17 protein-coding genes, 1 tRNA gene, 1 pseudogene and 1 riboswitch are annotated in these 21,563 nt (G+C 71.7%); of the genes and pseudogenes, 13 read left to right on the top strand and 6 right to left on the bottom strand.

Annotated features, from left to right (window positions below; translation table 11 throughout):
- Positions 1-5 precede the first annotated feature (5 nt).
- The 8 genes from ACOBQB_RS23385 (at position 6) to ACOBQB_RS23350 (ending at position 6,748) form a co-directional block, all read left to right on the top strand.
- A complete protein-coding gene (locus ACOBQB_RS23385) occupies positions 6-716 on the top strand; it encodes a phosphonatase-like hydrolase (RefSeq protein WP_423594091.1) in 711 nt (236 codons plus the stop codon).
- Complete coding sequence (locus ACOBQB_RS23380; RefSeq protein ID WP_423594090.1) at positions 713-1,792, top strand: ABC transporter ATP-binding protein; 1,080 nt, start codon at positions 713-715, stop codon at positions 1,790-1,792. The genes ACOBQB_RS23385 and ACOBQB_RS23380 overlap by 4 nt, the downstream gene beginning before the upstream one ends.
- Entirely contained in the window at positions 1,785-2,654 is an 870-nt protein-coding gene (locus ACOBQB_RS23375; protein WP_423594089.1) for a 2-aminoethylphosphonate ABC transporter permease subunit, read from the top strand. Before ACOBQB_RS23380 ends, ACOBQB_RS23375 begins: the two co-directional genes overlap by 8 nt.
- Positions 2,641-3,468, top strand: a complete 828-nt coding sequence (locus ACOBQB_RS23370; RefSeq protein WP_423594088.1) for an ABC transporter permease — start codon at positions 2,641-2,643, stop codon at positions 3,466-3,468. Before ACOBQB_RS23375 ends, ACOBQB_RS23370 begins: the two co-directional genes overlap by 14 nt.
- Before the next feature lie 27 nt (positions 3,469-3,495).
- Positions 3,496-4,572 (top strand): 2-aminoethylphosphonate ABC transporter substrate-binding protein, encoded by a 1,077-nt coding sequence (locus tag ACOBQB_RS23365; protein WP_423594087.1) that lies wholly within the window; start codon positions 3,496-3,498, stop codon positions 4,570-4,572.
- Between the two features lie 73 nt (positions 4,573-4,645).
- Positions 4,646-5,425 carry an HAD-IIA family hydrolase gene (locus ACOBQB_RS23360; RefSeq protein ID WP_423594086.1) on the top strand — a complete coding sequence of 260 codons (780 nt, stop codon included), beginning with the start codon at positions 4,646-4,648 and terminating at the stop codon, positions 5,423-5,425.
- Between the two features lie 83 nt (positions 5,426-5,508).
- On the top strand, positions 5,509-6,066 hold the full coding sequence (locus ACOBQB_RS23355) for a hypothetical protein (RefSeq protein ID WP_423594085.1): 558 nt from the start codon (positions 5,509-5,511) through the stop codon (positions 6,064-6,066).
- 16 nt (positions 6,067-6,082) lie between these two features.
- Entirely contained in the window at positions 6,083-6,748 is a 666-nt protein-coding gene (locus ACOBQB_RS23350) for a class F sortase (protein ID WP_423598696.1), read from the top strand.
- Between the two features lie 189 nt (positions 6,749-6,937).
- On the opposite strand, the gene ACOBQB_RS23345 is transcribed toward ACOBQB_RS23350, so the two are convergent.
- On the bottom strand, positions 6,938-7,729 hold the full coding sequence (locus ACOBQB_RS23345; RefSeq protein ID WP_423594084.1) for a CbtA family protein: 792 nt from the start codon (positions 7,727-7,729) through the stop codon (positions 6,938-6,940).
- Positions 7,730-7,752: 23 nt separating this feature from the next.
- Positions 7,753-7,974, bottom strand: a complete 222-nt coding sequence (locus tag ACOBQB_RS23340; RefSeq protein WP_223774808.1) for a CbtB domain-containing protein — start codon at positions 7,972-7,974, stop codon at positions 7,753-7,755.
- Positions 7,975-8,008: 34 nt separating this feature from the next.
- Positions 8,009-8,130: riboswitch (cobalamin riboswitch) on the bottom strand.
- Positions 8,131-8,492: 362 nt separating this feature from the next.
- Between ACOBQB_RS23340 and ACOBQB_RS23335 the strand changes: the two genes are divergently transcribed.
- Positions 8,493-9,527, top strand: coding sequence for a glycoside hydrolase family 6 protein (locus ACOBQB_RS23335; protein ID WP_423594083.1), 1,035 nt, complete (start codon positions 8,493-8,495; stop codon positions 9,525-9,527).
- Between the two features lie 25 nt (positions 9,528-9,552).
- Here the strand turns inward: ACOBQB_RS23335 and ACOBQB_RS23330 are convergent, their stop codons facing one another.
- The 4 genes and pseudogenes from ACOBQB_RS23330 to ACOBQB_RS23315 all read right to left on the bottom strand — a co-directional run bounded on the left by ACOBQB_RS23330 (position 9,553) and on the right by ACOBQB_RS23315 (position 14,701).
- Positions 9,553-11,490 (bottom strand): galactose oxidase-like domain-containing protein, encoded by a 1,938-nt coding sequence (locus ACOBQB_RS23330; RefSeq protein WP_423594082.1) that lies wholly within the window; start codon positions 11,488-11,490, stop codon positions 9,553-9,555.
- Positions 11,487-13,505 carry a glycosyltransferase family 2 protein gene (locus tag ACOBQB_RS23325; protein ID WP_423594081.1) on the bottom strand — a complete coding sequence of 673 codons (2,019 nt, stop codon included), beginning with the start codon at positions 13,503-13,505 and terminating at the stop codon, positions 11,487-11,489. The genes ACOBQB_RS23330 and ACOBQB_RS23325 overlap by 4 nt, the downstream gene beginning before the upstream one ends.
- Before the next feature lie 296 nt (positions 13,506-13,801).
- Positions 13,802-14,514, bottom strand: a pseudogene (locus ACOBQB_RS23320) (FadR/GntR family transcriptional regulator).
- A 113-nt stretch (positions 14,515-14,627) separates the two neighbouring features.
- Positions 14,628-14,701, bottom strand: a tRNA-Lys gene (locus ACOBQB_RS23315).
- Between the two features lie 207 nt (positions 14,702-14,908).
- On the opposite strand from ACOBQB_RS23315, the gene ACOBQB_RS23310 reads away from it, so the two are divergent.
- The 4 genes from ACOBQB_RS23310 (at position 14,909) to ACOBQB_RS23295 (ending at position 20,775) form a co-directional block, all read left to right on the top strand.
- Entirely contained in the window at positions 14,909-16,258 is a 1,350-nt protein-coding gene (locus tag ACOBQB_RS23310) for a peptidoglycan-binding protein (protein ID WP_423594080.1), read from the top strand.
- An 871-nt stretch (positions 16,259-17,129) separates the two neighbouring features.
- Positions 17,130-18,230, top strand: coding sequence for an SPFH domain-containing protein (locus tag ACOBQB_RS23305; protein ID WP_423594079.1), 1,101 nt, complete (start codon positions 17,130-17,132; stop codon positions 18,228-18,230).
- A gap of 159 nt (positions 18,231-18,389) precedes the next feature.
- Positions 18,390-18,992 carry a lytic polysaccharide monooxygenase auxiliary activity family 9 protein gene (locus ACOBQB_RS23300; protein ID WP_423594078.1) on the top strand — a complete coding sequence of 201 codons (603 nt, stop codon included), beginning with the start codon at positions 18,390-18,392 and terminating at the stop codon, positions 18,990-18,992.
- A 124-nt stretch (positions 18,993-19,116) separates the two neighbouring features.
- The gene (locus ACOBQB_RS23295; protein ID WP_423594077.1) at positions 19,117-20,775 is read left to right on the top strand and encodes an AMP-binding protein; all 1,659 of its coding nucleotides are present in this window, start codon (positions 19,117-19,119) and stop codon (positions 20,773-20,775) included.
- Positions 20,776-21,563 lie beyond the last annotated feature (788 nt).

Here is a 21,563-nt window from a genome sequence, read left to right as displayed (position 1 = left end):
GGAAAATGGAGTTCCCGGAGCACCGCATCGGTCTCGTCGTCCTCGACATGGCCGGGACCACCGTCGCCGACGGCGGCCTCGTCGAACAGGCCTTCTCCGCCGCCGCGGCGGGACTCGGCGTCGAGCCCGGCTCGGCCGACCACGCCGAGAAGCTGGCGTACGTACGCGCCACGATGGGCGAGTCCAAGATCTCCGTCTTCCGGCACCTCTTCGGCGAGGAGACACTCGCCCAGCGGGCCAACGTCGCCTTCGAGGAGGCGTACGGGGAACTGGTCGACGGCGGCCGGATCGCGCCGGTCCCGGGCGCCCGCGAGGCCATCGAGGAGCTGAAGTCGGACGGCAGAACGGTGGTGTTGACCACCGGCTTCGCCCGCGTCACCCAGGACGCCATCCTGGACGTCCTCGGCTGGCGCGGCCTGGTCGAGCTGACGCTGTGCCCCGCCGACGCGGGCGGCCGCGGGCGGCCCTACCCGGACATGGTGCTCAGCGCCTTCCTGCGCACCGGGGCCGTGGCGGGCGTCCAGGAGGTCGCCGTCGTCGGCGACACCGCGTACGACATGAGGAGCGGGGTGCGGGCCGGGGCCGGTGTCGTCGCGGGCGTGCTGACCGGCGCCCACGGCGAGGCGGAGCTGACGGAACACGGCGCCACGCACGTCCTCGCCTCGGTCGCCGACCTGCCGGGGCTGCTCGCGCTGCTCGCCGGGGCGCGGACATGAGCAGCGGCATCCGTTTCGACCGGGTCAGCGTCGCCTACGGCAGGACCACCGTCCTTGACGCGCTCGATTTGACCGTCGAGCCCGGCGAGGTCATGGCGCTGCTCGGACCCTCCGGTTCCGGCAAGACCACCGCGCTGCGGGCCGTCGCGGGCTTCGTGCGGCCCGCGTCGGGGCGGGTCTTCATCGGTGACCGCGACGTCACCGTGCTGCCGCCGCACCGGCGCGGGATCGGCATGGTCGTCCAGCAGTACGCCCTGTTCCCGCACATGCGGGTCGAGGACAACGTCGCCTTCGGCCTGAAGGCACGCAAGGCCGCGAAGTCCGGGATCGCCTGCCGGGTCGCCGAGGCCCTGGAGATGACCGGGATGGCCGCGTACGCCAAGCGGTTCCCGCGCGAGCTGTCCGGCGGCCAGCAGCAGCGCGTCGCCATCGCGCGGGCGCTGGCCGTCCGGCCGGGCGTCCTGCTCCTCGACGAGCCGCTCTCCGCGCTCGACGCGCAGCTGCGGTCCGGCATGCTGGCCGAGCTGGCGCGTCTGCACCGGGAGTTGCCCGACGTGTCGATTCTGTACGTCACCCATGACCAAGTGGAGGCGCTGACCCTCGCGGACCGGATCGCCGTCATGGACCGGGCACGGCTCCAGGACTGCGGGACGCCGCAGCAGCTCTACCGGGCGCCGCGCACGGAGTTCACGGCGTCCTTCGTCGGCAACGCGAATCTCCTCGCGGTGACGGTGGGCGGTGCGGGGGTGGTGTCCTTCGGGAGCTCCGCGCTGAAAGTCGACACCGGTCACGCCGCTTCCGGGGCCGGCGCCACGCTGTGCGTACGGCCGCATCTCGTCGGACTCGGGGACGGGCCCAACGCCCTCACCGGCCGGGTGGCCGAGGTCCAGTGGCGGGGCGCCACGCACCGGCTGTACGTCGAGGTGGACGGTGGCGGTGGCGGTGGCGGTGGCGGGATGCGGGTGAAGGCGGATGTCCGGGAGCTGCGGACGCCACCCGGCATCGGGGACCAGGTCACCGTGCACTTCGCGCCGGAGGACGCGGTGCTGCTGTCCGCGGAGGTGAGCGATGGCTAGTACGACGCTCAGCGTGCCGCCGCGCGGGACGAAGCCGTCCGGCCGCATCCCAGGGTGGGTGTGGGCCCTGCCCCCCGTCACCCTCCTCGCGCTCGCCTTCCTCTACCCCCTCGCCCTCGTCGGCCGGCAGTCCGTGCGGCCGGACAGCGGCGGGACCTCACTCCAGCCGTACGCGGACGTCTTCGCCTCCGAGGCCTTCCGCGAGGCGCTCGGCACCACCGTGTGGCTGGCGCTCGGAGCGACCGCGGGGTGTCTCGTGCTCGGGTTCGCGCTCGCGCTGGTCATCGCCTTCGTGCCGTTCCCGGGAGGCAGAGCCGTGGCGAAGTTCATCGACGTCTTCCTCTCCTTCCCGTCCTTCCTGATCACCCTCGCCCTGCTGTTCGTCTACGGCACCAAGGGCATGGCCAACGGGCTGTGGACGGACGCGACCGGCGCCGCCGAGGGGCCCTTCCAGTTCCTGACGACCCCCTGGGGCGTACTCCTCGCGGAGATCACGTACTTCACGCCCTTCGTGATGCGCCCGCTGCTCGCCGCGTTCTCGCAGATCGACACGGCGCGGATCGAGGTGGCGTCGAGTCTCGGCGCCCGGCCCGCACGCGTCATCCGGCGCGTGATTCTGCCCGAGGCGCTGCCCGCGCTCGCCGCCGGCGGCAGCCTCGTCCTCGTCATGTGCCTGAACGAGTTCGGCATCGTCCTCTTCACGGGCGCCAAGGACGTCACGACCCTGCCGACGCTCGTCTACGGCAAGGCCATGCTCGAAGCCGACTACCCGGCGGCCTGCGTCGTCGCCGTCGTCAACATCGCGATCTCCGTGGGCCTCTACGGCCTCTACCGGGTGGTGAGCCGTCGTGCTGGTGCATAGCCGCACAGGCAGGTGGGCGCTCCGGGCCCTGTTCCTCGTCCTCTTCCTGCCCCTCTTCGCGCTGCCGCTGCTCGTGATCCTCGCGGCGTCCTTCTCCGCGCACTGGTCGGGTGCCTTCCCCTCCGGCTTCACCGCCGGACACTACGCGGCGGCCACCCGCGGCGACTCGCTCCAGGCCCTCACCACCAGCCTGGTCACCGCCGTCACCGCCAGTCTGCTCGCGCTCGCCACCGGGACCTGGGCCGCGCTCGCCGCCGCCTCGCTGAAGCAGGGCGGCGGGAAGAACCCCAGGCTGTCCCGGCTCTTCGGGAAGGCACTCGACGCGCTCTTCATGCTGCCCGTCGCCGTGCCGTCCGTCGTGGTCGGCCTCGCGGTCCTCGTCGCGTTCAGCGAACCACCGATGCTCCTCAACGGCACGCGCTGGATCGTGATCCTCGCGCACGCCGTCCTCGTCACGGCCTTCGCCCACCAGTCCGTCTCCGCCGCCGTCGCCCGGCTCGACCCCGCGTACGAACAGGCCGCCGCCTCGCTCGGCGCCCGCCCCTCGTACGTCCTGTGGAGGGTGAAGCTGCCCCTGCTGCTGCCCTCCCTGACCGCGGCCGCCGGGCTCTGCTTCGCGCTCTCCATGGGCGAGTTGAGCGCCACCGTGATGCTCTACCCGCCCGACTGGACGCCGCTGCCCGTGCGGATCCACGCGGCGACCGACCGCGGCGCGGCCTTCACCGGCGCCGCCCTCGCGGTGGTCCTGATGGCCGCGACGCTGCTCGTCCTCCTCGCCGTCTCCCGCATCCGCACCCGCGCCTCCTACCGCTGAGAACCCCTTCAAGGAGTACGAAACGTCATGTCCCGCCCCACCCGAGCCCGCCGCTTCCGCACGGCCGCCGCCGTCACCGGCGGCCTCCTCCTCGCCGGTTCCCTCACCGCGTGCGGCGGCTCCGCCGCGTCCGACGAAAACGTCGTCACCGTCTACAGTGCCGACGGCCTGAAGGGCGAGAAGGGCGACGGCTGGTACGACAAGGTCTTCAAGGACTTCGAGAAGAAGACCGGCATCAAGGTCGACTACGTCGAGGGCGGCTCCGGCGAGATGGTGCAGCGCGCCGTCCGCGAGAAGTCCAACACGCAGGCCGACGTCCTCATCACCCTCCCGCCCTTCATCCAACAGGCCGACAAAAAAGGGCTGTTGAAGGCGTACGAACCCAAGGGCTCCGAAGAGGTCGACGGCGCCGACAAGGCCGCCGACGGCAAGTGGACGTCCATCGTCAACAACTACTTCGGCTTCATCCACAACAAGAAGGAACTGCCCGGCGGCAAGGCCCCCAAGACGTGGGAGGACCTCACCGGCAGCGCGTACAAGGGCAAGGTGCAGTACTCCACGCCCGGCGTCGCCGGCGACGGCACCGCCGTGCTCATCAAGGCCATGCACGACTTCGGCGGCCGCAAGCCCGCGATGGCGTACCTGAAGAGGCTCCAGACCAACAACGTCGGCCCCTCCGCCTCCACCGGCAAGCTGGCGCCCAAGGTCGACAAGGGCGAACTGCTCGCCGCCAACGGCGACGTCCAGATGAACTACGCCCAGTCCAAGGACATGCCGAACCTCCGCATCTGGTTCCCCGCCAGGGAAGGCGGCAAGCGGACCACCTTCGCCCTGCCCTACGCGGCCGGCCTCGTCGACAAGGCCCCGCACAGCGCCAACGCGAAGAAGCTCCTGGACCACCTGCTCAGCCAGGAGGCGCAGCGGCAGGTCAGCGAGGTCGGCGGCGGCTTCGCGGCCCGCAAGGACGTCAAGGCCACCGACGCGAACGCGGTCGCGCTCGACAAGATCATGAACGGCGTCGAGATCTTCGAGCCGGACTGGACGGACATTTCGGAGAACCTCCGGAGCTACGTGGAGGACTGGAAGTCGGCGACCGGCAGCTGATCGTAGGGTGGGGGCGTCGGCACAGCGCTGTCCCGGCGCCCCAGCCAACCCGTACACCGCAGGAGTGCACCTCATGGCAGAGCGCAAGCCCATCGAATCGTGGCTCACCGACATGGACGGCGTGCTCATTCACGAGGGCGTCCCGATCCCGGGCGCCGACACGTTCATCAAGAAGCTGCGCGATTCCGGCAAGCCCTTCCTGGTGCTGACCAACAACTCCATCTACACCGCGCGCGACCTCCAGGCCCGGCTCACCCGCATGGGCCTCGAAGTGCCCGTCGAGAACATCTGGACCTCCGCGCTGGCCACCGCCAAGTTCCTGGACGACCAGCGCCCCGGCGGCACGGCCTACGTCATCGGCGAGGCGGGCCTGACCACGGCCCTGCACGACATCGGGTACGTCCTGACCGACCACGACCCGGATTACGTGGTGCTCGGCGAGACCCGCACGTACTCCTTCGAGGCCATGACGAAGGCCGTCCGCCTCATCAACGGCGGAGCCCGCTTCATCTGCACCAACCCCGACGAGACGGGCCCCTCCACCGAGGGCCCGCTGCCCGCCACGGGCGCCGTGGCCGCGCTGATCACCAAGGCGACCGGCAAGAACCCGTACTTCGCGGGCAAGCCGAACCCCCTGATGATGCGGACCGGGCTGAACGCCATCGGGGCCCACTCGGAGACCAGCGCGATGATCGGCGACCGCATGGACACCGACGTCCTCGCCGGGCTTGAGGCGGGCATGGAGACGTTCCTGGTGCTGACCGGGCTGACGTCGCGGCGCGACATCGACACGTACCCCTTCCGGCCGTCCACCGTCGTGGACTCCATCGCCGACCTGGTCGAGCGGGTCTAGACCGCCGCACGGCCCCCGTTTGACCGCTGCCGGGATGCGGGGGGCGGGGCACGGCGTGAACCTCGTAGGACAGGAGGTTCACGATGCGTATATGTTCCCTCGCTCCTCGTGCGGCCGGCGTGGCCGGCGTGGCCGTCCTTGTCATGGTCGCCCTGCCCGGCGGTGGGGCCGCGGCCCACGAGAACGGTTCCGTGGACGCCACCGTCACCCCCGCCGACGCCGCGGCCGGCGCCTCCGTGGAGGTGAGAGTGACCGGCTGCGAGGGCGCCACCGGATCGGCGGGATCGGGGGCCTTCGAGGGGGAGGCGCGCCTCGCCGGGCGGGGCGGCGACGATCTCCACGGCACCGCCAGGATCCGCAAGGGCGTCACCGGGTCCTACGAACTCACCGTCATCTGCGACGGCCACCCCCACCAGGGCGTCGGCACCGTCCGGGTGGCCCAGCGGAACACCGAGCCGACCGCGCCGGTGCGCGCCGGTGGCGGCGGCACCGCCCACCTGACCTCGGCGGTGTCCGCGGAGCCCGACGGGGCCGACGAGGCGGGCCCCGGTACCCGGCACGCCGTGATCGGCCTGATCCTCGCCGGGGTCGCGGCGGTCGCCGTGGCGTTCCGCAGCGTCCGCCGGCGCCGCTCCGAGTGACGGGCGGGGCGTGAGCGTGTCCGGCGGCGAACGCCCGCCCGGGTCCGGACGCCTGCTGACCGGCGTCGCCTGGGCGGTCCTCCTGGTGGGGCTCGCGCTGTGGGGCAGCGGGGTCGCGAACCTGCCCGGCGGCCTGTCCGGGCCCGCGACCGGCGACGTGGCGGCGGTCGGCCGCCCCCACGCCGTCGAACTGCCGCCCGCCCACACACCGTTGGCGCCCGCCCGGCCGCAGCGCGTCGAGGTGCCCTCCCTGAAGGTCGGCGCCCCGGTGACCGCCCGCGGCCTCGATGCCCGGGGCGCGATCGACCCGCCGCCGTTCGCCCAAGGGGACACCGTCGGCTGGTACGGCGGCGGGACCCGCCCCGGCGCCCCCGGCGCGGCGCTCTTCGTCGGCCACGTCGACACCGAGACCGACCCCGCCGTCTTCTACGACCTCAGCGCGGCGCGCCCCGGCGAGAGGATCGACGTGACCCGCGACGACGGCACCGTCGCCGAGTTCACGATCGACGACGTCCAGGTCGTCACCAGCGACCGCTTCGACGCACGAAAGGCCTACGGCCCCCACGAGGAGGGCCGCGCCGAACTGCGCCTCATCACCTGCGGCGGCACCTTCGACAGGGCCGCCCGCGCCTATACGGCGAACGTGATCGTTTCGGCGTACCTGACCGGGGTGCGGCGTTAGACCGGTGGTCAGGGGAGTCCGAGGGCTGTGGCGGCTCGGTGGTCCGACGGCCGTGCCGCGGGCATGTCGCGGGCGGCGCCGGGTGGCGAGCGGTGGCGCCGCCCGCCGCCGGGGCGCGCCTGATCACGTGCGGCGCGCACCTTCGGCAGGGGCGCGCTCCCGGGTCACCCGCACCTGCCGAGGAGCCCGCTAGGCGGCCTGCCGGCCGGTCAGCGGCGGGGCCGGAGCGGGAGCCGCGGCGGCGCCTTTCGCCGCGCGCACGCCGAGGCCGCCGAAGACCGCCGCGAACACCGCCCACAGCAAGGCGTGCGAGGCGAGCGACAGCATGCGGAAGTCCCACAGCAACGACGCGTCGACCGGCACCGGGTCGGGGTTGCCCGGCAGCAGGAACAGCACCGCGAGGACGGCGACCGCGGTGAGGGCCGTCGCGATGTGCCGCACCGGTTCGGGGTGCGCGGCGAGGCGCACGTACACCTGGCGCACCAGGAACATGCCGAGCACGCCGATGGCGACCGAGGCGAGCCACAGCGCCTGGCGGTCGCCGACGGTGCCCGCGTCGCCGACGCCCGGCGGGTTCGCCGGATAGCGCAGCCCGGGCAGGAGGGAGACCGCGAGGAAGGCGGCGGCGGAGAAGGCCAGCGCGCGTGGCCACGGCAGCGCGCGCGGATCACGCCGGTGCACCGCGGCGTACGCGACGGCGAACAGCACGCCGAGGGCCAGGCCCGCGACGAGGGCGGTGACGACCAGGCCGCCGTGCTGGGTGGAGCGGCTGAACAGCTCTTCGTGGTGCTGGACGGCCTGCGCGGCGCCGTGCCCGTGTTCCTGGGCGGCCGCGCGTTTCTCCTCGGCGCGGATCGCGCGGTCCATCAACGGCTCGGCGAGCAGCAGCGAGAAGAGGCCGGCGGTGAGACCCGCCGCTCCGCCCGCGGCCAGGCCGCGGACGAGCAGGGGGAGTACGGGGGACGAGGGTGCTGAGGGCATGGTGCTGGTGTCCGTCCGCCCGGTCAGTGGCACGGGGCACCGAAGAGGTGCCGGCCGTCGTGCGCGAACTCGTGGAGGTAGTCGCCGGTCGCCGAGATCAGCGAGCCGTTGTCCATGAACACGGCGTAGAGCGCGATGAGCGCGATGACCGCGGCGGCCGAGGCGATCAGCCAGTCGCGGGTCTGCGTCACGGCGGCCTGGCTCGCCGTGGTGTCGGTGTGCGGAGCTGCGGAGTGCAGGGACATACCGGTGGGCCTCCTTCTGGGGTTTCCACGCCCCATGGCAGGAGGACGACGGTTCAGTTCCTGACTTCCGCGTACGAGCGTGCGTACGTGGTCACAGTGGCGGGACCGCCCCGGATTCGCACCGGGTTCCTGTCAAACCGTCGCCTCGATGTATGGACTTGTCGTCACGGAGAGTCCCAGCGCGTCGCGTCTCTGTCAACACCCCCCAGGTCCTGGGCGGTCCTGCTGACCGCCGGGCTCACCTGCCCGATCGGCGGCCCGCTCCCCCGGGAGCCGCCGACCGGGCCGGTCCTCGACCGCGCGCGCACGAGCCGCGGGAGGAACCCGGCGCCGGCGCGGGAGGTTCACGGGCAGGCCGTCCCGGTTCCGTAAATGGCCCACAGGGCCAGGCGGTTGGGCCGTGCCACAGACTCTAGGGCGAATGCGCGCGGCGGCCTAGAGGCAGCCGTGAGCACCTCGTGGGCCGGGGGACCCTGTGTCAGGATTGAGATACGGACAGTGCGCCCAAGGGGGAGTGGATGTACCGAAATGACACCGGCCGCGGACGTCGTTTCGCGGCCAGGGGGGTGCGGACCGGGGTGGCGCTCGCGGGGGCCGCGCTCCTCCTTTCCGCGTGCTTCTCCTCCGGTGGCGACCCGGAGGAGAACACGTCGGGACCGCCCCCGAAACAGCAGCCCAAGAGCCAGGACCCGTACTGGGTCAACCCGGAGGGGACCGCCGCCAAGCAGGTCGCCGCGTACGAGAAGGACGGCGCGAAGGACGACGCCGAACTGACCCGGAAGATCGCCCGGCAGCCGGTCGCCGAGTGGCTCGTCCCGGAGAACGCGCAGGACCAGGCGCGCGGCTTCACGGAGGCCGCGGAGAAGGCCGACCGGGACGCCCTGTTGGTCCTCTACAACATCCCGCACCGCGACTGCGGCCAGTACTCGGGCGGCGGCGCGGCCGACGGCGACGCCTACCGCGCGTTCGTCGACCAGGTCGCCCGGGGCATCGGCGACCGGCGTGCCACGGTGATCCTGGAGCCGGACGCGGTGCTGCACATGGTCGACAACTGCACGCCCGAGCAGTTCCACGAGGAGCGCTACGACCTCCTCAGGGGCGCCATCGAGAAGCTCAAGTCCTTGAAGAACACGAAGGTGTACCTGGACGCGGGCAACGCGGGCTGGCAGAACCCCGACTCGCTCTGGGAGCCCCTGAAGCGGTCCGGCGTCGAGCAGGCCGACGGCTTCTCGGTCAACGTCTCCAACTTCCAGACCACCGAGGCCAGTACGGAGTTCGGCAAGAGGCTCTCGGCGAAGATCGGCGGCAAGCCGTTCGTCATCGACACGGGGCGCAATGGCAAAGGGCCTTACGACAAGGGCAAGGACCCGTGGTGCAACCCGCCGGGGCGGGCGCTCGGCGAGACGCCCACGACGAAGACGGACGACCCGCTCGTCGACGCGTACCTGTGGATCAAGCGGCCGGGGGAGTCCGACGGGACGTGCCGGGGCGGACCCAAGGCGGGGGAGTGGTGGCCGGAGTACGCGCTGGGCCTGGTGAGGAACGCCTCGTAGGGGTCGCCCCTTACGGGGGCGATACTCACGGCACGCGAACCCATCGCGCCTCGCTGGGAACCCCCTGCTCATCCGACACGAACAGCATGTACCAGCCCGATTCCACCAAACTCCGATTCTTCGGGACCGTCACCCTCACCTCGCCCTTCGACTTCTTCAGGTCCAGCGCGATCGACGTCTGGTCGATATCCGTGACGTGCGTCGACGCGCTGGGCCGGATGAGCCGCGCCGTCTTGATCGACGACGCGTGCCGCGTCGGAAACGTCCCCGACTCCCCGCGCCCGATCGTCTTCGGCCCCTTGCCGAGGCTCGGCCGCGAGCCCTGGTAGAGGTACGGCGGCGTGTAGATCTCGATGCGCTGCTCGAAGACGCCCGGCTTGGTGTTGGCCTTGTCGGCGAAGAGCGAGTCCGAGCCGAAGAACATCACGCGCCCGTCCGGCAGCAGAATCGACCCGGAGTGGTAGTTGCGGCCGACCAGTGGGTCGGCGACCCTCCGCATGTCGCCGGTCCGCGCGTCGTAGATCCGCGCCTGGCGGATGTTGGAGTCACCGCGCCCGCGGTAGTCCTCGGAGCCGCCGGAGATCAGCACGGTGTCGTCCGGCAGCGTCGAGATCTGCGGGTAGCGCGTGCCCTTCTCCAGGGAGGGCCCGTCGACGAAGCGCGGATCGACCGCCTTCAGGTCGACGACGCGGGTCTTCTCGCTGGACCTCTTGGACTCGCCGACACCGCCGCCGCCGACCACCATGTACTTCTGGTCCTGGGCCGGCGGCAGTTCGACCGTGCCGGAGGTCTCCAGGAGCTTCTGGTCGCTCAGGCCCGGGATGCCCTGCCACTTGTTGGTCTTCAGGTCCCAGATGCCGGGCTTGCGGCCGACGTCGTCGGGGCCGTACCCCGCGTTGGAGCCGGAGTAGAAGAGCCTGCCGTCGGTCATCTGGAAGATCGCCGGGTAGGTCGGGAACTGCCGGACGCCCTTGGTGTACGTCCACTTCTTGGTCTTCGGGTCGTACACCTCGTTCTTGCCCGGCACCAGCTGGCCGATCTCGTCCAGGCCCGACGTGGACAGGATTCTGCCGTCGGTGAGCGTGGTCAGCGTGGGGTACCAGCGCGCCTCGTTCATCGGGTCGACCTTGACGTACCGCTCGGCGACCGGGTCGAACTCGAAGGCGTCCTTGATCCCCTGGAAGTCCTTCTTGTCCAGGGCGAGCTTCTGCGCCATGCCGTAGACGTTGCGCTTGTCGGAGCCCTTCATGCCCTGGACGCGGTAGTTGTCCTGGGTGCCCGTCTCGTACTCGGCGCCGCTCTTGGCCGCCTCGACGTAGACCCGGCTCAGACCCGCCTCCGTGCGCAGGAACCTCCCGGTCCGCTTGTCGAAGACCTTCTTCGCCTTCTCCACGAGGACGTTGTCCTGGGAGACGAACGTCTTGCCGTTCTTCTTGCCGGTGAACTTCGTGCCGGCGGGAATCGTCTTCGGCTCGTCCGGGTCCTCGTTGTGGACGATCATCAGGCCGCCGGCCTTGGTGACGTCGCCCTTCAGCTTCTCGTAGCGCTGCGTGCCGCCAGCGATCAGCAGATTGCCGTTGCCCAGCTGGGTGTGGCCCGTGCAGAACAGGTCGGTGGGCGTCGGGATCTTCTTGATGGTCCGCTTGACCGGGTCCCACAGCCGGGTGTCGAACTTCTTCTTGTCGAAGTTGCCCTGGTCGTTGCCGGAACCGGCGACCAGCAGGACCTTGCCCGTGTGCAGGAGGGCCGCGTGGATGGTGTTCTGCCGGTACTCCTCGGGGAACTCCACGATGTCCCAGTGGCCGTTGTCGGCCTTGTACTCCGGCTGGTTGATCTTGTAGTCGTGGTACTTCTCGGAGCCCACGCGCCACAGCCACGGGCCGTTCATCCCCGCCAGCGCGAGGACGACCGCCGCGCCTATCGCGATGCGGCGGGCGCGGCGGTGACGGGAAGGGTCCTTCATTTCTTACGTCCCCCAAGTCCCCCGAGCTCCTTACGGGAAATCTGCATCGTCTGCTCGGAGGAGGCCCAGCTGGGCTTCGGCCGGGGCGCGTGCGGGGCGGGCCGCCGGCCCTGCGGGGCCGCGTGGGCCGCAGAGATCGGGGCCATGACCTCGCGCGGCTGCGGCAGGAGGGGACCCGCGCCGGACGGCGGCCCCGAAGTACCCCCACCCTGAGGCGCCGTCGCCGCGGACCTCTTCCTCTCCTCGCGCATGCCCCAGCGCCACGCGAAGACCGGCGCCGCCGTGATCAGCAGGGCGAACGAGGCCCAGATGAGCATCGCCGGGTGGGAGTGGCCGTACACGAAGGAGGCGGCCATCGAGGCGCCGAAGACCACGATGAAGAACAGGTGGATCCGGAAGGTCCCGAACAGCGTGTCCGGGCTCGCCGAGTCGCCCTTGGGCGTCACCACGAACTTGCTCTTGCGGCGCAGGACCGCGTCGAGGAGGGAGCGCGCGTAGATGGGGGCGGAGAGCGCCGACATCACCATGCCCGCCACACCGCCGGAGCCCTCGGGCTCGTGCGGGGAGACGTTGTGCCTGCGGTTCCAGATGTAGAGGCCGATCTGGAGCGCCGAGGCGTTGCCGTACAGCATCAGCCAGATGGTCGGGTCGATGTTCACGCCGGACGCGCCGAGCCCCAGGAACAGCGCGCAGCTCAGCGCCGCGAGAATCCAGTTCATGGCGGACATCGGGTAGAAGATGACCATCATCGTGTAGTTGAAGAGACGGCCGGGCGGCAGCGAGAACGGCGCCTTCCAGAACTGCTTGAGGATCGTCTCGTACGTCCCCCGCGACCAGCGCAGTTGCTGGGTGAAGAAGTCGGTCCAGGCGTTGGGGCCCTCGCCGACCGCGAGCACGTCGGGCGTGTAGACCGACTTCCACTTCCTGCCGGTCCGCGGATTCGTCGCCCGGTGGATCTCGAAGCCCGTCGCCATGTCCTCGGTGATCGAGTCGTACAGGCCGCCGATCTGCTTCAGCGCCTTGATGCGTACGGCATTGCTGGTACCGACGAACATCGGCGCCCCGTAGGCGTTTCCCGCCCGCTGGATCAGCGCGTGGAAGAGGAACTGCTGCGACTCGGCGGCCTTGGTGACGAAGTTGTCGTAGTTGCCGTAGACCTGCGGGCCGATCACGAAGCCGACGTTCTCGTCGCGGAAGAAGCCGAGCATCCGCTCCAGGTAGTTCGGCATCGGGACGTGGTCGGTGTCCACGGAGGCGAAGTAGTCGTAGTCGTCGCCGTGCGCGTCCAGCCAGGCGTTGTAGTTGCCGTGCTTGGTCCTGGCGCGGTGCGGGCCCTTGGCCGTGTTCCACCGCGGCACGCCTTTGCGGGAGAAGTGGCGCACGCCGAGCCGCAGGCAGACGTCCTTGACCTCCGGGTCGTCACCCTCGTCGAGGAGCCAGACGTGCAGCAGGCCGCGGTGACGGATCCTGACCGCGGCCTCCAGCGTCTTCGTCACCATCTCGATCGGCTCCTTGCCGGGCACGAACGAGGTGAGGAAGGCGACTCTGGTGCCGGTCTCGGGCACCACCGGGACCGGGTCGCGGGCGACGAGCGTCGCGTGCGCGTTGGAGAGGACGTTCATGCAGCGGAAGAACTCGATCAAGCCGATCGACACGAGCATGACGACGTCGAGGGCGGGCAGCCAGTCGTTCGCGACGTACTCCCGCTTCGTCCAGTGCTCCGGCTGGAGCAGCCAGCCGAGCAGGACGAGCGAGAGCAGCGGGGCCGCGCCCAGCATCAGCGCGGCCCGTACTTTGTGCGGCTCCTGCGAGAGCAGCGAGCGGTACCTCACGCGGTAGGGCCTGTCCGGGTCGGGCTGGGTCAGTGGCCCGGCGAGCCGGCTGTAGTGCTCGTAGTCGTACCGCGGCAGTGTCTTCTTGATGCGGCGGAAGCCACCCGTCCTGTGCGGTGGCACTCGCAGCTGGGTCGTTTCTGACGGGTCGTTCTGCCGCGCCCCCGTCGGCGTCGACGTCATGGTCATCCCCCCGCACGCGGTCGCCCGCGTGTTCTCGGTTCCATCCGCCCGCCGGGTCCCCCACGACCCTCACGGACGTGTCAGTGGCAGGCCACCGTCCCTCAGGCAGGGACCGGCACGCCTCCGGTCGCATTGATGCCCCCCTCGGCATCGCTTCATGAACGGGGCCCCCATCCCTGCCCCGCCGCGGACGCGCGAGCCCCCAACTGCCCCGTGCCATCCGCCTCATGAGAGCCATCGGCTCCCGAACAGGTTTCTACGCCCTTCAGCATGATCGCAAGAGCGAAACAAGGCGTTTACCGGTCAAACGAGCTATTTGAGGTGTCTCTTGGTGCAGGTGAGCCCAAACGTGTTCGAATGTGGCCGAAGTGTTCCCGTATGGCGCGCTCGGCCCGGAGGGCGTCCCCGAGCGCACCGCCTCCAGGATCTCGCGGTGCTGACGGCAGGTGATCTTGGGATCCTGCGGTACGTCCACCAGATCTGTGCGGACCTTGTGAAAGGCGTCCCAGAACGCCTCCAGGACCTCGCCGAGGAGCAGGTTGCCAAGACCGCGGTAGAGCGCGGCGTGAAAGGCGCGGTCGGTCTCGGCGCGCACGGCGCCCTGAGGGGAGGCGGCCTCGGCGTCCATGCGGTTCACCAAGGCGTCGAGTTCGGCGAGGTCGGCCTCCGGGACCCGGCCCGCGAGGCGCGCGATCAGCCCGGTCTCCACGGCCTCGCGCAGCTCCAGGAGCTGGAGCAGGCTGTCCTCGCCGCGGTAGTGGCCCGCGACCGTGCGGAACGTGAGGCCCTCGATCATCGGCGCGACCGACATCGGACCGACATACGTCCCGAAACCGTGCCGGATCTCCACGATCCCCATGGCCTGGAGTGCCTTGAGGGCCTCCCGTACGGAGTTCCTGCTGACTCCCAGGCGCGCCATCAGCTCGGGCTCGGTGGGGAGCGGGGCCCCGGAGGGCAGCCGGGAATCGATGATGAGCTTCTTGATCCGCTCCTGGATGTCGCGCGCCATGGCGCAACCGTAGCGGTAGGGGTGCGGCGGGAGGCCCCCGCGCGAGCACGTCGAGGTGTACGCCGCGGGCACGACGAAGGCCCCCCGTGTGAACGGAGGGCCTTCGCTGTCTGTGCGCCGCCAGGGACTCGAACCCCGGACCCGCTGATTAAGAGTCAGCTGCTCTAACCAACTGAGCTAGCGGCGCCTGCTGACCTGGAGAACTCTACCGGATGCGCCGGGGTGCTCCCGACAGCCCCCGCGTCGCCGGGTGCGCGGCGAGGGCACCCCCGGGGGCGGCGGACGGGGTCAATACATCATTCGGACCGTCAACATGCGGCATCGCGGGACAGTTGAGAAACTGACGGACGTGCAGATTCGCGGACATTCTTTTCAGGAGTGTGAGGGAAATCGCATGGAGGACGCTCCGGTATTCGTGGAATTCTCTCCCGAGAGCGACTGCGACTGCCCCGGCTGTATCCATTGGCGGCGCTCGACGCCGCACGCGCTGCCGCCGCGCCTCGGGGGGCACCCGGCGGCGCACGGCGCGCGCCGCGCCCTGGTCCTCGTGGCGGCGGCCGGTACGGTGCTCGGCGGCCAGATGCTGCCCGCCGTGGCCTTCGCGGACACCGGCACCCGCCCGACCAGCCCCGATGCCCGGCCGGCCAAGGACGGACCGGACACGCCGCAGGGCAGCGCCAGCCCGTTGCACGGCGGCTCGGGCACCCCGGCGGACTCGACCTACCGGGCGATCACCCGTACGGAGATCCTGGCGCGGGCCCGGACGTGGGTCACCGCGCGGGTGCCGTACAGCATGAGCGAGTACTGGTCCGACGGCTACCGCCAGGACTGCTCGGGCTTTGTCTCGATGGCCTGGAACCTGAGCGGCAACGAATGGACGGGCAGCCTCGACAAGTACGGGGTCCGTATTTCCAAAGAGCAGCTGCGGCCCGGCGACATCCTCCTCTTCCACAATCCGGCGAACCCCACCCACGGTTCTCACGTGACGGTTTTCGGCGGGTGGACGGACAGTACCCAGACGTTTTACGTGGCGTACGAACAGGCCCGTCCGCACGCCCGCAAACGGGCCACGCCTTATGCCTACTGGTCGAATCCGGACCGCTATCTGGCCTATCGCTTCAAGGGTGTGGGGAACGCGGAGGACCCGGGGGCCGTGGAAGCCGTGCAGGCCGTGGAGGACCCGGCGGGCGGCGAGGCGAGCGGCTCGGGCTCCACGGCGACGCGGTACCCCGGCGCGTTGGCGTTCGGCCCGGGGGCGAACAACAAGTACGTGACGCGGCTCGGCAAGGCCCTGGTCGCCCGCGGCGGCCAACGGTTCTACCGGTCGGGCCCCGGGCCCCGCTGGACCGAGGCGGACCGCAGGGCGACACGGGCGTTCCAGCTGGCGCAGGGCTGGCGGGGCGCGGACGCGGACGGGCTGCCGGGGCCGACGACGTGGGCGTACCTGATGAAAGGGGAGGGACGGGACATCCCGGCGGCGGACGCGGCCGCCGGCGCGCAGGGTGCGCCCGCCTATCCCGGCAAGGGCGTCTTCCGCCCCGGCCGGTCGCACGCGGCGATCGAACGGCTCGGCAGGCAACTGGTACGGAAGGGCTTCGGCAGGCACTACGCGCGGGGCCCGGGCCCGGTCTGGAGCGAGCACGACCGACGCAATGTGGAGGCGTTCCAGCGCGCCCAGGGCTGGCGTGGCGCGGCGGCCGACGGCTACCCGGGGCCGGAGACGTGGCGAAGGTTGTTCCGGTGAGGGCCGGGGCCGGAGCCGTGCGGGGGAGGTGGGACAGACGGGGCAGGCGGCGGACGGGATCGGCGCGCGGATGGACGAGGCCGACACGTGTACGGATGGGTTCGATGCGCGTAGGGGTGGGCTCGGCGCGTGGGCAGGCGGGTTCGGCGGACGGGCAGAGTGGCTCGATGCGCGGGCAGGCGGGGTCGGCGTACGGACAGACGGGTTCGACGTGCGGGCAGACGGAGTCCATGCGCGGGCAGAGTGGCTCGACGCCCGGGGAGTCGGCCCTGGCGCGTGAGCAGGCGGGTTCGGCGGACGGCCAGACGGAGTCGGCGGCCGGGCAGATCGGTTCGGCGCCCGGGGAGTCGGGCTCGGCGTACGCGCAGGCGGGCTCAACGTGCGGGCAGGCGGGGTCGGCGCGCGGGCAGATCGGTTCGGCGCCCGGGGAGTCGGGCTCGGCGTACGCGCAGGCGGGCTCAACGTGCGGGCAGGCGGAGTCGGCGCGCGGGCAGATCGGTTCGGCGCCCGGGGAGTCGGGCTCGGTGTGCGGGCAGGCGGGGCTGGGGTGTGAGCAGGTGGGTTCGGCGTGCGGGCAGGCGGGGCTGGGGTGTGAGCAGGTGGGTTCGGCGTGCGGGCAGGCGGGGCTGGGGTGTGAGCAGGTGGGTTCGGCGTGCGGGCAGGCGGGGGTGGCGCACGGGCAGACGGAGACGGGCTCGACGTACGGGCGGGTGGGAGCGCCGCACTCACGGACGCGACCGGCGCTGTACGCGCGAGCGGGATTGGTGCAAGAGCGGGACCGAGGCACGAATGAGGCGGAGGCACGGATGAGTGCGGCGGCAGCGCAGTCGGGTTCACAGGCCCAGTCCCTCGGGGTGTCCAGCCGGCCGGCGTGCGGCCGGCCCGGGTGATCCAGAGCGAGGCCACCACCGAGATCCCCGTTCACCTCCTCTTCCGCGACGACCCGGACGACGTGACCGGCGTGCCGCTGGCGCCCGCCGTGGTGCGGCGCAGGCAGGGCACGGGGGAGCAGCCGAAGGCGGTACGGCACCCGGCGGTCCCGGTCGCCGCCGCGCCGCGCCGCGTGCCCGACGTCGACCCCGCACTCGTGGAACGCCGGGCGCGGGTGCTGCCCGGACTCGCCGGTGTGCTCGGCGGGTGCGCGGGCGCCGCCGGGTGCGCACTGTCGCTGTGGTGGGCGGGGGCGCTGCCGGAGCCCGCGCTGCGGCTGGCGGGGCCGCCCGGGTACGCGGGCGCCGGGCTCGGGGCCGCGCAGTGGGCCTCGCTCGCCGGATCGGGGGCGCTCGGCCTCTTCGGGTTCGGCGGCCTGGCGCGGGGCCGCGTCGGCCGGGCGTGGGTCCTGAGCCTCTTCGGCCGCTACCGGGGCACCGTCCGCCGGACCGGCCTGCTGTGGGTGAACCCGCTGCTGCTGCGCCGCCGTGTCGACGTACGCCTGCGGCACTGGCGGAGCGAGCCGATGCCCGCCGTGGACCGGGGCGGGGTCGCGCTGCGCGTCGTCGTCCTCCTCGTGTGGCGGGTCAAGGACACCGCGCGGGCGACGCTCGCGGTCGAGGACCACCAGGAGTACCTGCGGGAGTGTGTGGAGGCGACGACCGCGCGGGTGCTGTCGCGGCTGCCGGCCGACGCGTTCCACGACGACGCGCCCACCCTGCGCGACGCGGACGCCGTCGGCGCGGCGTTGACCCGGGCGCTCGCGGCCGAGGCGGAGGCGGTGGGCGTCGAGGTGTTCTCGGCGCAGCCGACCCGTATCGAGTACGCGCCCGAGGTCGCCGCCGCGATGCAGCGCCGCAGAGTCGCGGCGCTCGACGCCCGCCACCGCGACACGGTCCTGACGTCGGTGGTCGACTCCGTCGAGGACACCGTGACGCGGCTGACGACGCGGGGCCTGGTGGAGCTGGACGACTACGAGCGCAAGGCGTTGGTGAAGGACTTGACGGTGGCGTTCTACACGGGACGCGCCGAGCAACGCTGACAGCGTCCAGCGTCCAGCGCCCAACGACAAGCAGCCGCCCGACAGTTGAGTCGTCAATTGGTATGGACATGTTCAACTCACGGCCATAGCCTGAACTTGGTCTAGACCGCAGTGCGCGCACGTCCCACGGAACTCCCCACGTTCGGTCAGGAGCGGCACATGCGCAAGAAGAAGATGTACGCGGCCATGGTCGGCCTCACCACGGTCGGCGCGTTCGCGCTCTCCGCCGGTGGCGCCAGCAGCCACGGCTACACGGATCTGCCGGCCAGCCGGCAGATCAACTGCGCCAAGGGCGTGGTGACCAACTGCGGCTCGATCCAGTACGAACCGCAGAGCGTCGAGGGCCCCAAGGGCTTCCCCGCCGGGGGGCCGGCGGACGGCAAGATCTGCTCGGCGGGCATAGCGGGCTTCGACCAGCTCAACTCGCCGAAGACGCCAAACGGCGGGGCCTGGCCCACGACCCGGGTGAGCGGCGGGCAGAACTACACGTTCCGCTGGCAGTTCACCGCCCGGCACCGCACCACGGACTTCAAGTACTACATCACCAAGCAGGGCTGGGACGACAGCAAGCCGGTGACCAGGGCCGCCCTGAACACCACGCCGTTCCTCAGCGTCCCGTACAACAGCCAGCAGCCGCCCGCGACGCTCTCGCACAGCGGAACGATCCCCGGCGGGCGCAGTGGGCACCACGTGATCGTCGCGGTCTGGACGGTCGCGGACACGGCGAACGCGTTCTACGCCTGCTCGGACGTCACGTTCTGACAGCCGGCAGGATCCGCGTACGCCGTGCACGACCGGACGGCGTACGCGGAACGCGGGCCTGCGCGAAGGGTGCCCGCGGCCCGACTCTCCACATCTGACGGCACGTCAATTATGGTGCCCGGCCATGGAGAGCACCGGGAGCACCGTCGCGGGACTCGTACAGGCACGGTGGGGTGATCACCGCACCGGTCTGCGCTTCGCGGGCGGCGAGCTGAGCCACCACGAAGTGACGGCGGGCGCGGCGGCCAGGGCCGCGCTCCTCGCCGACCTGCTGTCACACCGGGGCGAGCCCCATATCGGCGTCCTGCTCGACAACACCCCCGAATACCCCCTGTGGCTGAGCGCGGCGGCACTCGCCGGGGCGGCGGTGGCGGGCATCAACCCCACCCGGCGCGGCGCCGAACTGGCCCGCGACATCCTGCACACCGGCTGCCAGATCCTCGTCACCGAACGGACCCACCTGCCGCTGCTCGCCGACCTCGAACTCCCCGGCGTACGCGTGCTGGTGACCGGCACCGAGGAGTACGAGGCCCTGCTCGCCCCCTACGCGGACGCCGCACCGGAGATCGCGCGGACCGTCGGCCCGGCGAGCCGCATGCTGCTCTACTTCACCTCCGGGTCCACGGGCGCCCCCAAGGCCGCGATCTGCACCCAGGGCCGTCTCGCGGCGGCGGGCCACTCGCTGGTCGCGCACTTCGGGGTCCGGCCGCAGGACACCCACTACATCTGCATGCCCATGTTCCACGGCAACGCGGTGATCGCGGACTGGGCGCCCGCGCTGGCGGCGGGCGCGGGGGTGGCGCTGAGCCGCCGCTTCTCCGCCTCGCGGTTCCTGTCCGACGTACGGGAGTTCGAGGCGACGTACTTCACCTACGTGGGGCGGGCCGTGCAGTACCTCCTGGCGACGCCCGAGCGGCCCGACGACCGGGAGAATCCGCTGCGGGTCGGGTTCGGCACCGAGGCTGGGGCGGTCGACGCGGCGCGCTTCGAGGAACGCTTCGGGGTACGGCTCGTGGAGGGCTACGGCTCCTCGGAGGGCGGGGCGGCGATCCAGCGCACGCCGGGCACGCCGCCCGGGGCGATCGGGCGGGCGGCGCCGGGGGACGACCTCGCGGTGGTGGACACGGTGACGCTGCGGGAGTGCGAGGCCGCGCGGTTCGCGGGGGACGGGCGGTTGCTCAATGGCCGCGCCGCGATAGGGGAGCTGGTCAACCGGGGGCCGAACCCCTTCGAGGGGTACTGGCGCAACGACGCGGCGCAGGCCGAACGAGTGCGGGGCGGCTGGTACTGGACGGGGGACCTCTTCTACCGGGACGAGCGCGGGTACCTGTACTTCGCGGGGCGTACGGACGACCGGCTGCGGGTCGACAGCGAGAACCTCGCGGCGGCGATGATCGAGAACATCCTCGCGCGGTACGCCGGGGCGGTGGCCGTCGCGGTGTACGCGGTGCCGGATCCGGTGGCGGGGGATCAGGTCATGGCGGCGGTGGCACCGGCGGCGGGGGCGGGGTTCGATCCGGCGGCCTTCGCGGAGTTCCTGCTCGCGCAGCCGGACCTGGGGACGAAGATGATGCCGCGCTTCGTGCGGGTGGTGGGGCGGATGCCGGTGACGGCGACGAACAAGGTGGCGCGGGCGGAGCTGCGGGGGGAGGGGTTCTGCTGCGGGGATCCTGTGTGGTGGCGGCCCTCGGGGTCCACGTACCGCAGGCTGACACCGGCCGACGTCGCGGCCCTGCGGGCCCGGTACCGGGGGCATGGCCGTGAGGCGTTACTGCCTCTGTGACTGGGCGGGGTGGCCCTGCCGGTGCCTGGTCGCGAACGTGCCCGGCGGTATCCCCTGCCCCGCCGCTCCGCGCCGGATGTCTCCCACCCGCCCGCCCGATACTCGGCGTCGAGATGTCGAGGTAGGGGCGGGCGGGTTGCCCGTAACCGGCGTCGGGACAGCGACGTAGGGGCGGGTGGGGGTGCCCGTGCCCCGGCATCGAGATGTCGAGGTAGGGGCGCGGGCGGGTTGCCCGTAACCGGCGTCGGGACAGCGACGTGGGGGCGGGTGGGGGTGCCCGTGCCCCGGCGTCGAGATGTCGAGGTAGGGGCGGGGCGGTGGGCGCGCCCCCTCAGCCGCGAACGCGAACCCGGCGGTATCCCCTGCCCCGCCGCTCCGCGCCGGATGTCTCCCACTCACCCGCCCGATACCCGGCGTCGAGATGTCGAGGTAGGGGCGGGCGGGGTGCCCGTAACCGGCGTCGGGGCAGCGACGTGGGGGCGGGTGGGGGTGGCTGTGGGCCGGTGTCGGGGTGTCCAGGCAGGCGGGAGGGGGGTGGACGTACCCGGCATCTGGACGTTGAGGTAGGGGACGGGCACGGGCAAGCATGAGCCGACGACGGGCCGCAGTCGCGAGCGCTCCCGAGGGGACGTGGGGGTATGTGCGCGCGGAGCACAGTGGTGGTCATGAGGGTGGCGAAGCAGCAAAACGCCCGCGCCAAGATAGCGAGCACGGACGTACCCCCACGGCCCCGCCCCACCCACGCACCCAAGGCGACCCGAGCCCCCGAGCCCCCCAGCCCCCAGCCC

This window comes from Streptomyces sp. G5(2025) (genome assembly GCF_049542075.1).
Classification (GTDB): domain Bacteria; phylum Actinomycetota; class Actinomycetes; order Streptomycetales; family Streptomycetaceae; genus Streptomyces.
This window is presented reverse-complemented; position numbering and strand designations above follow the sequence as displayed.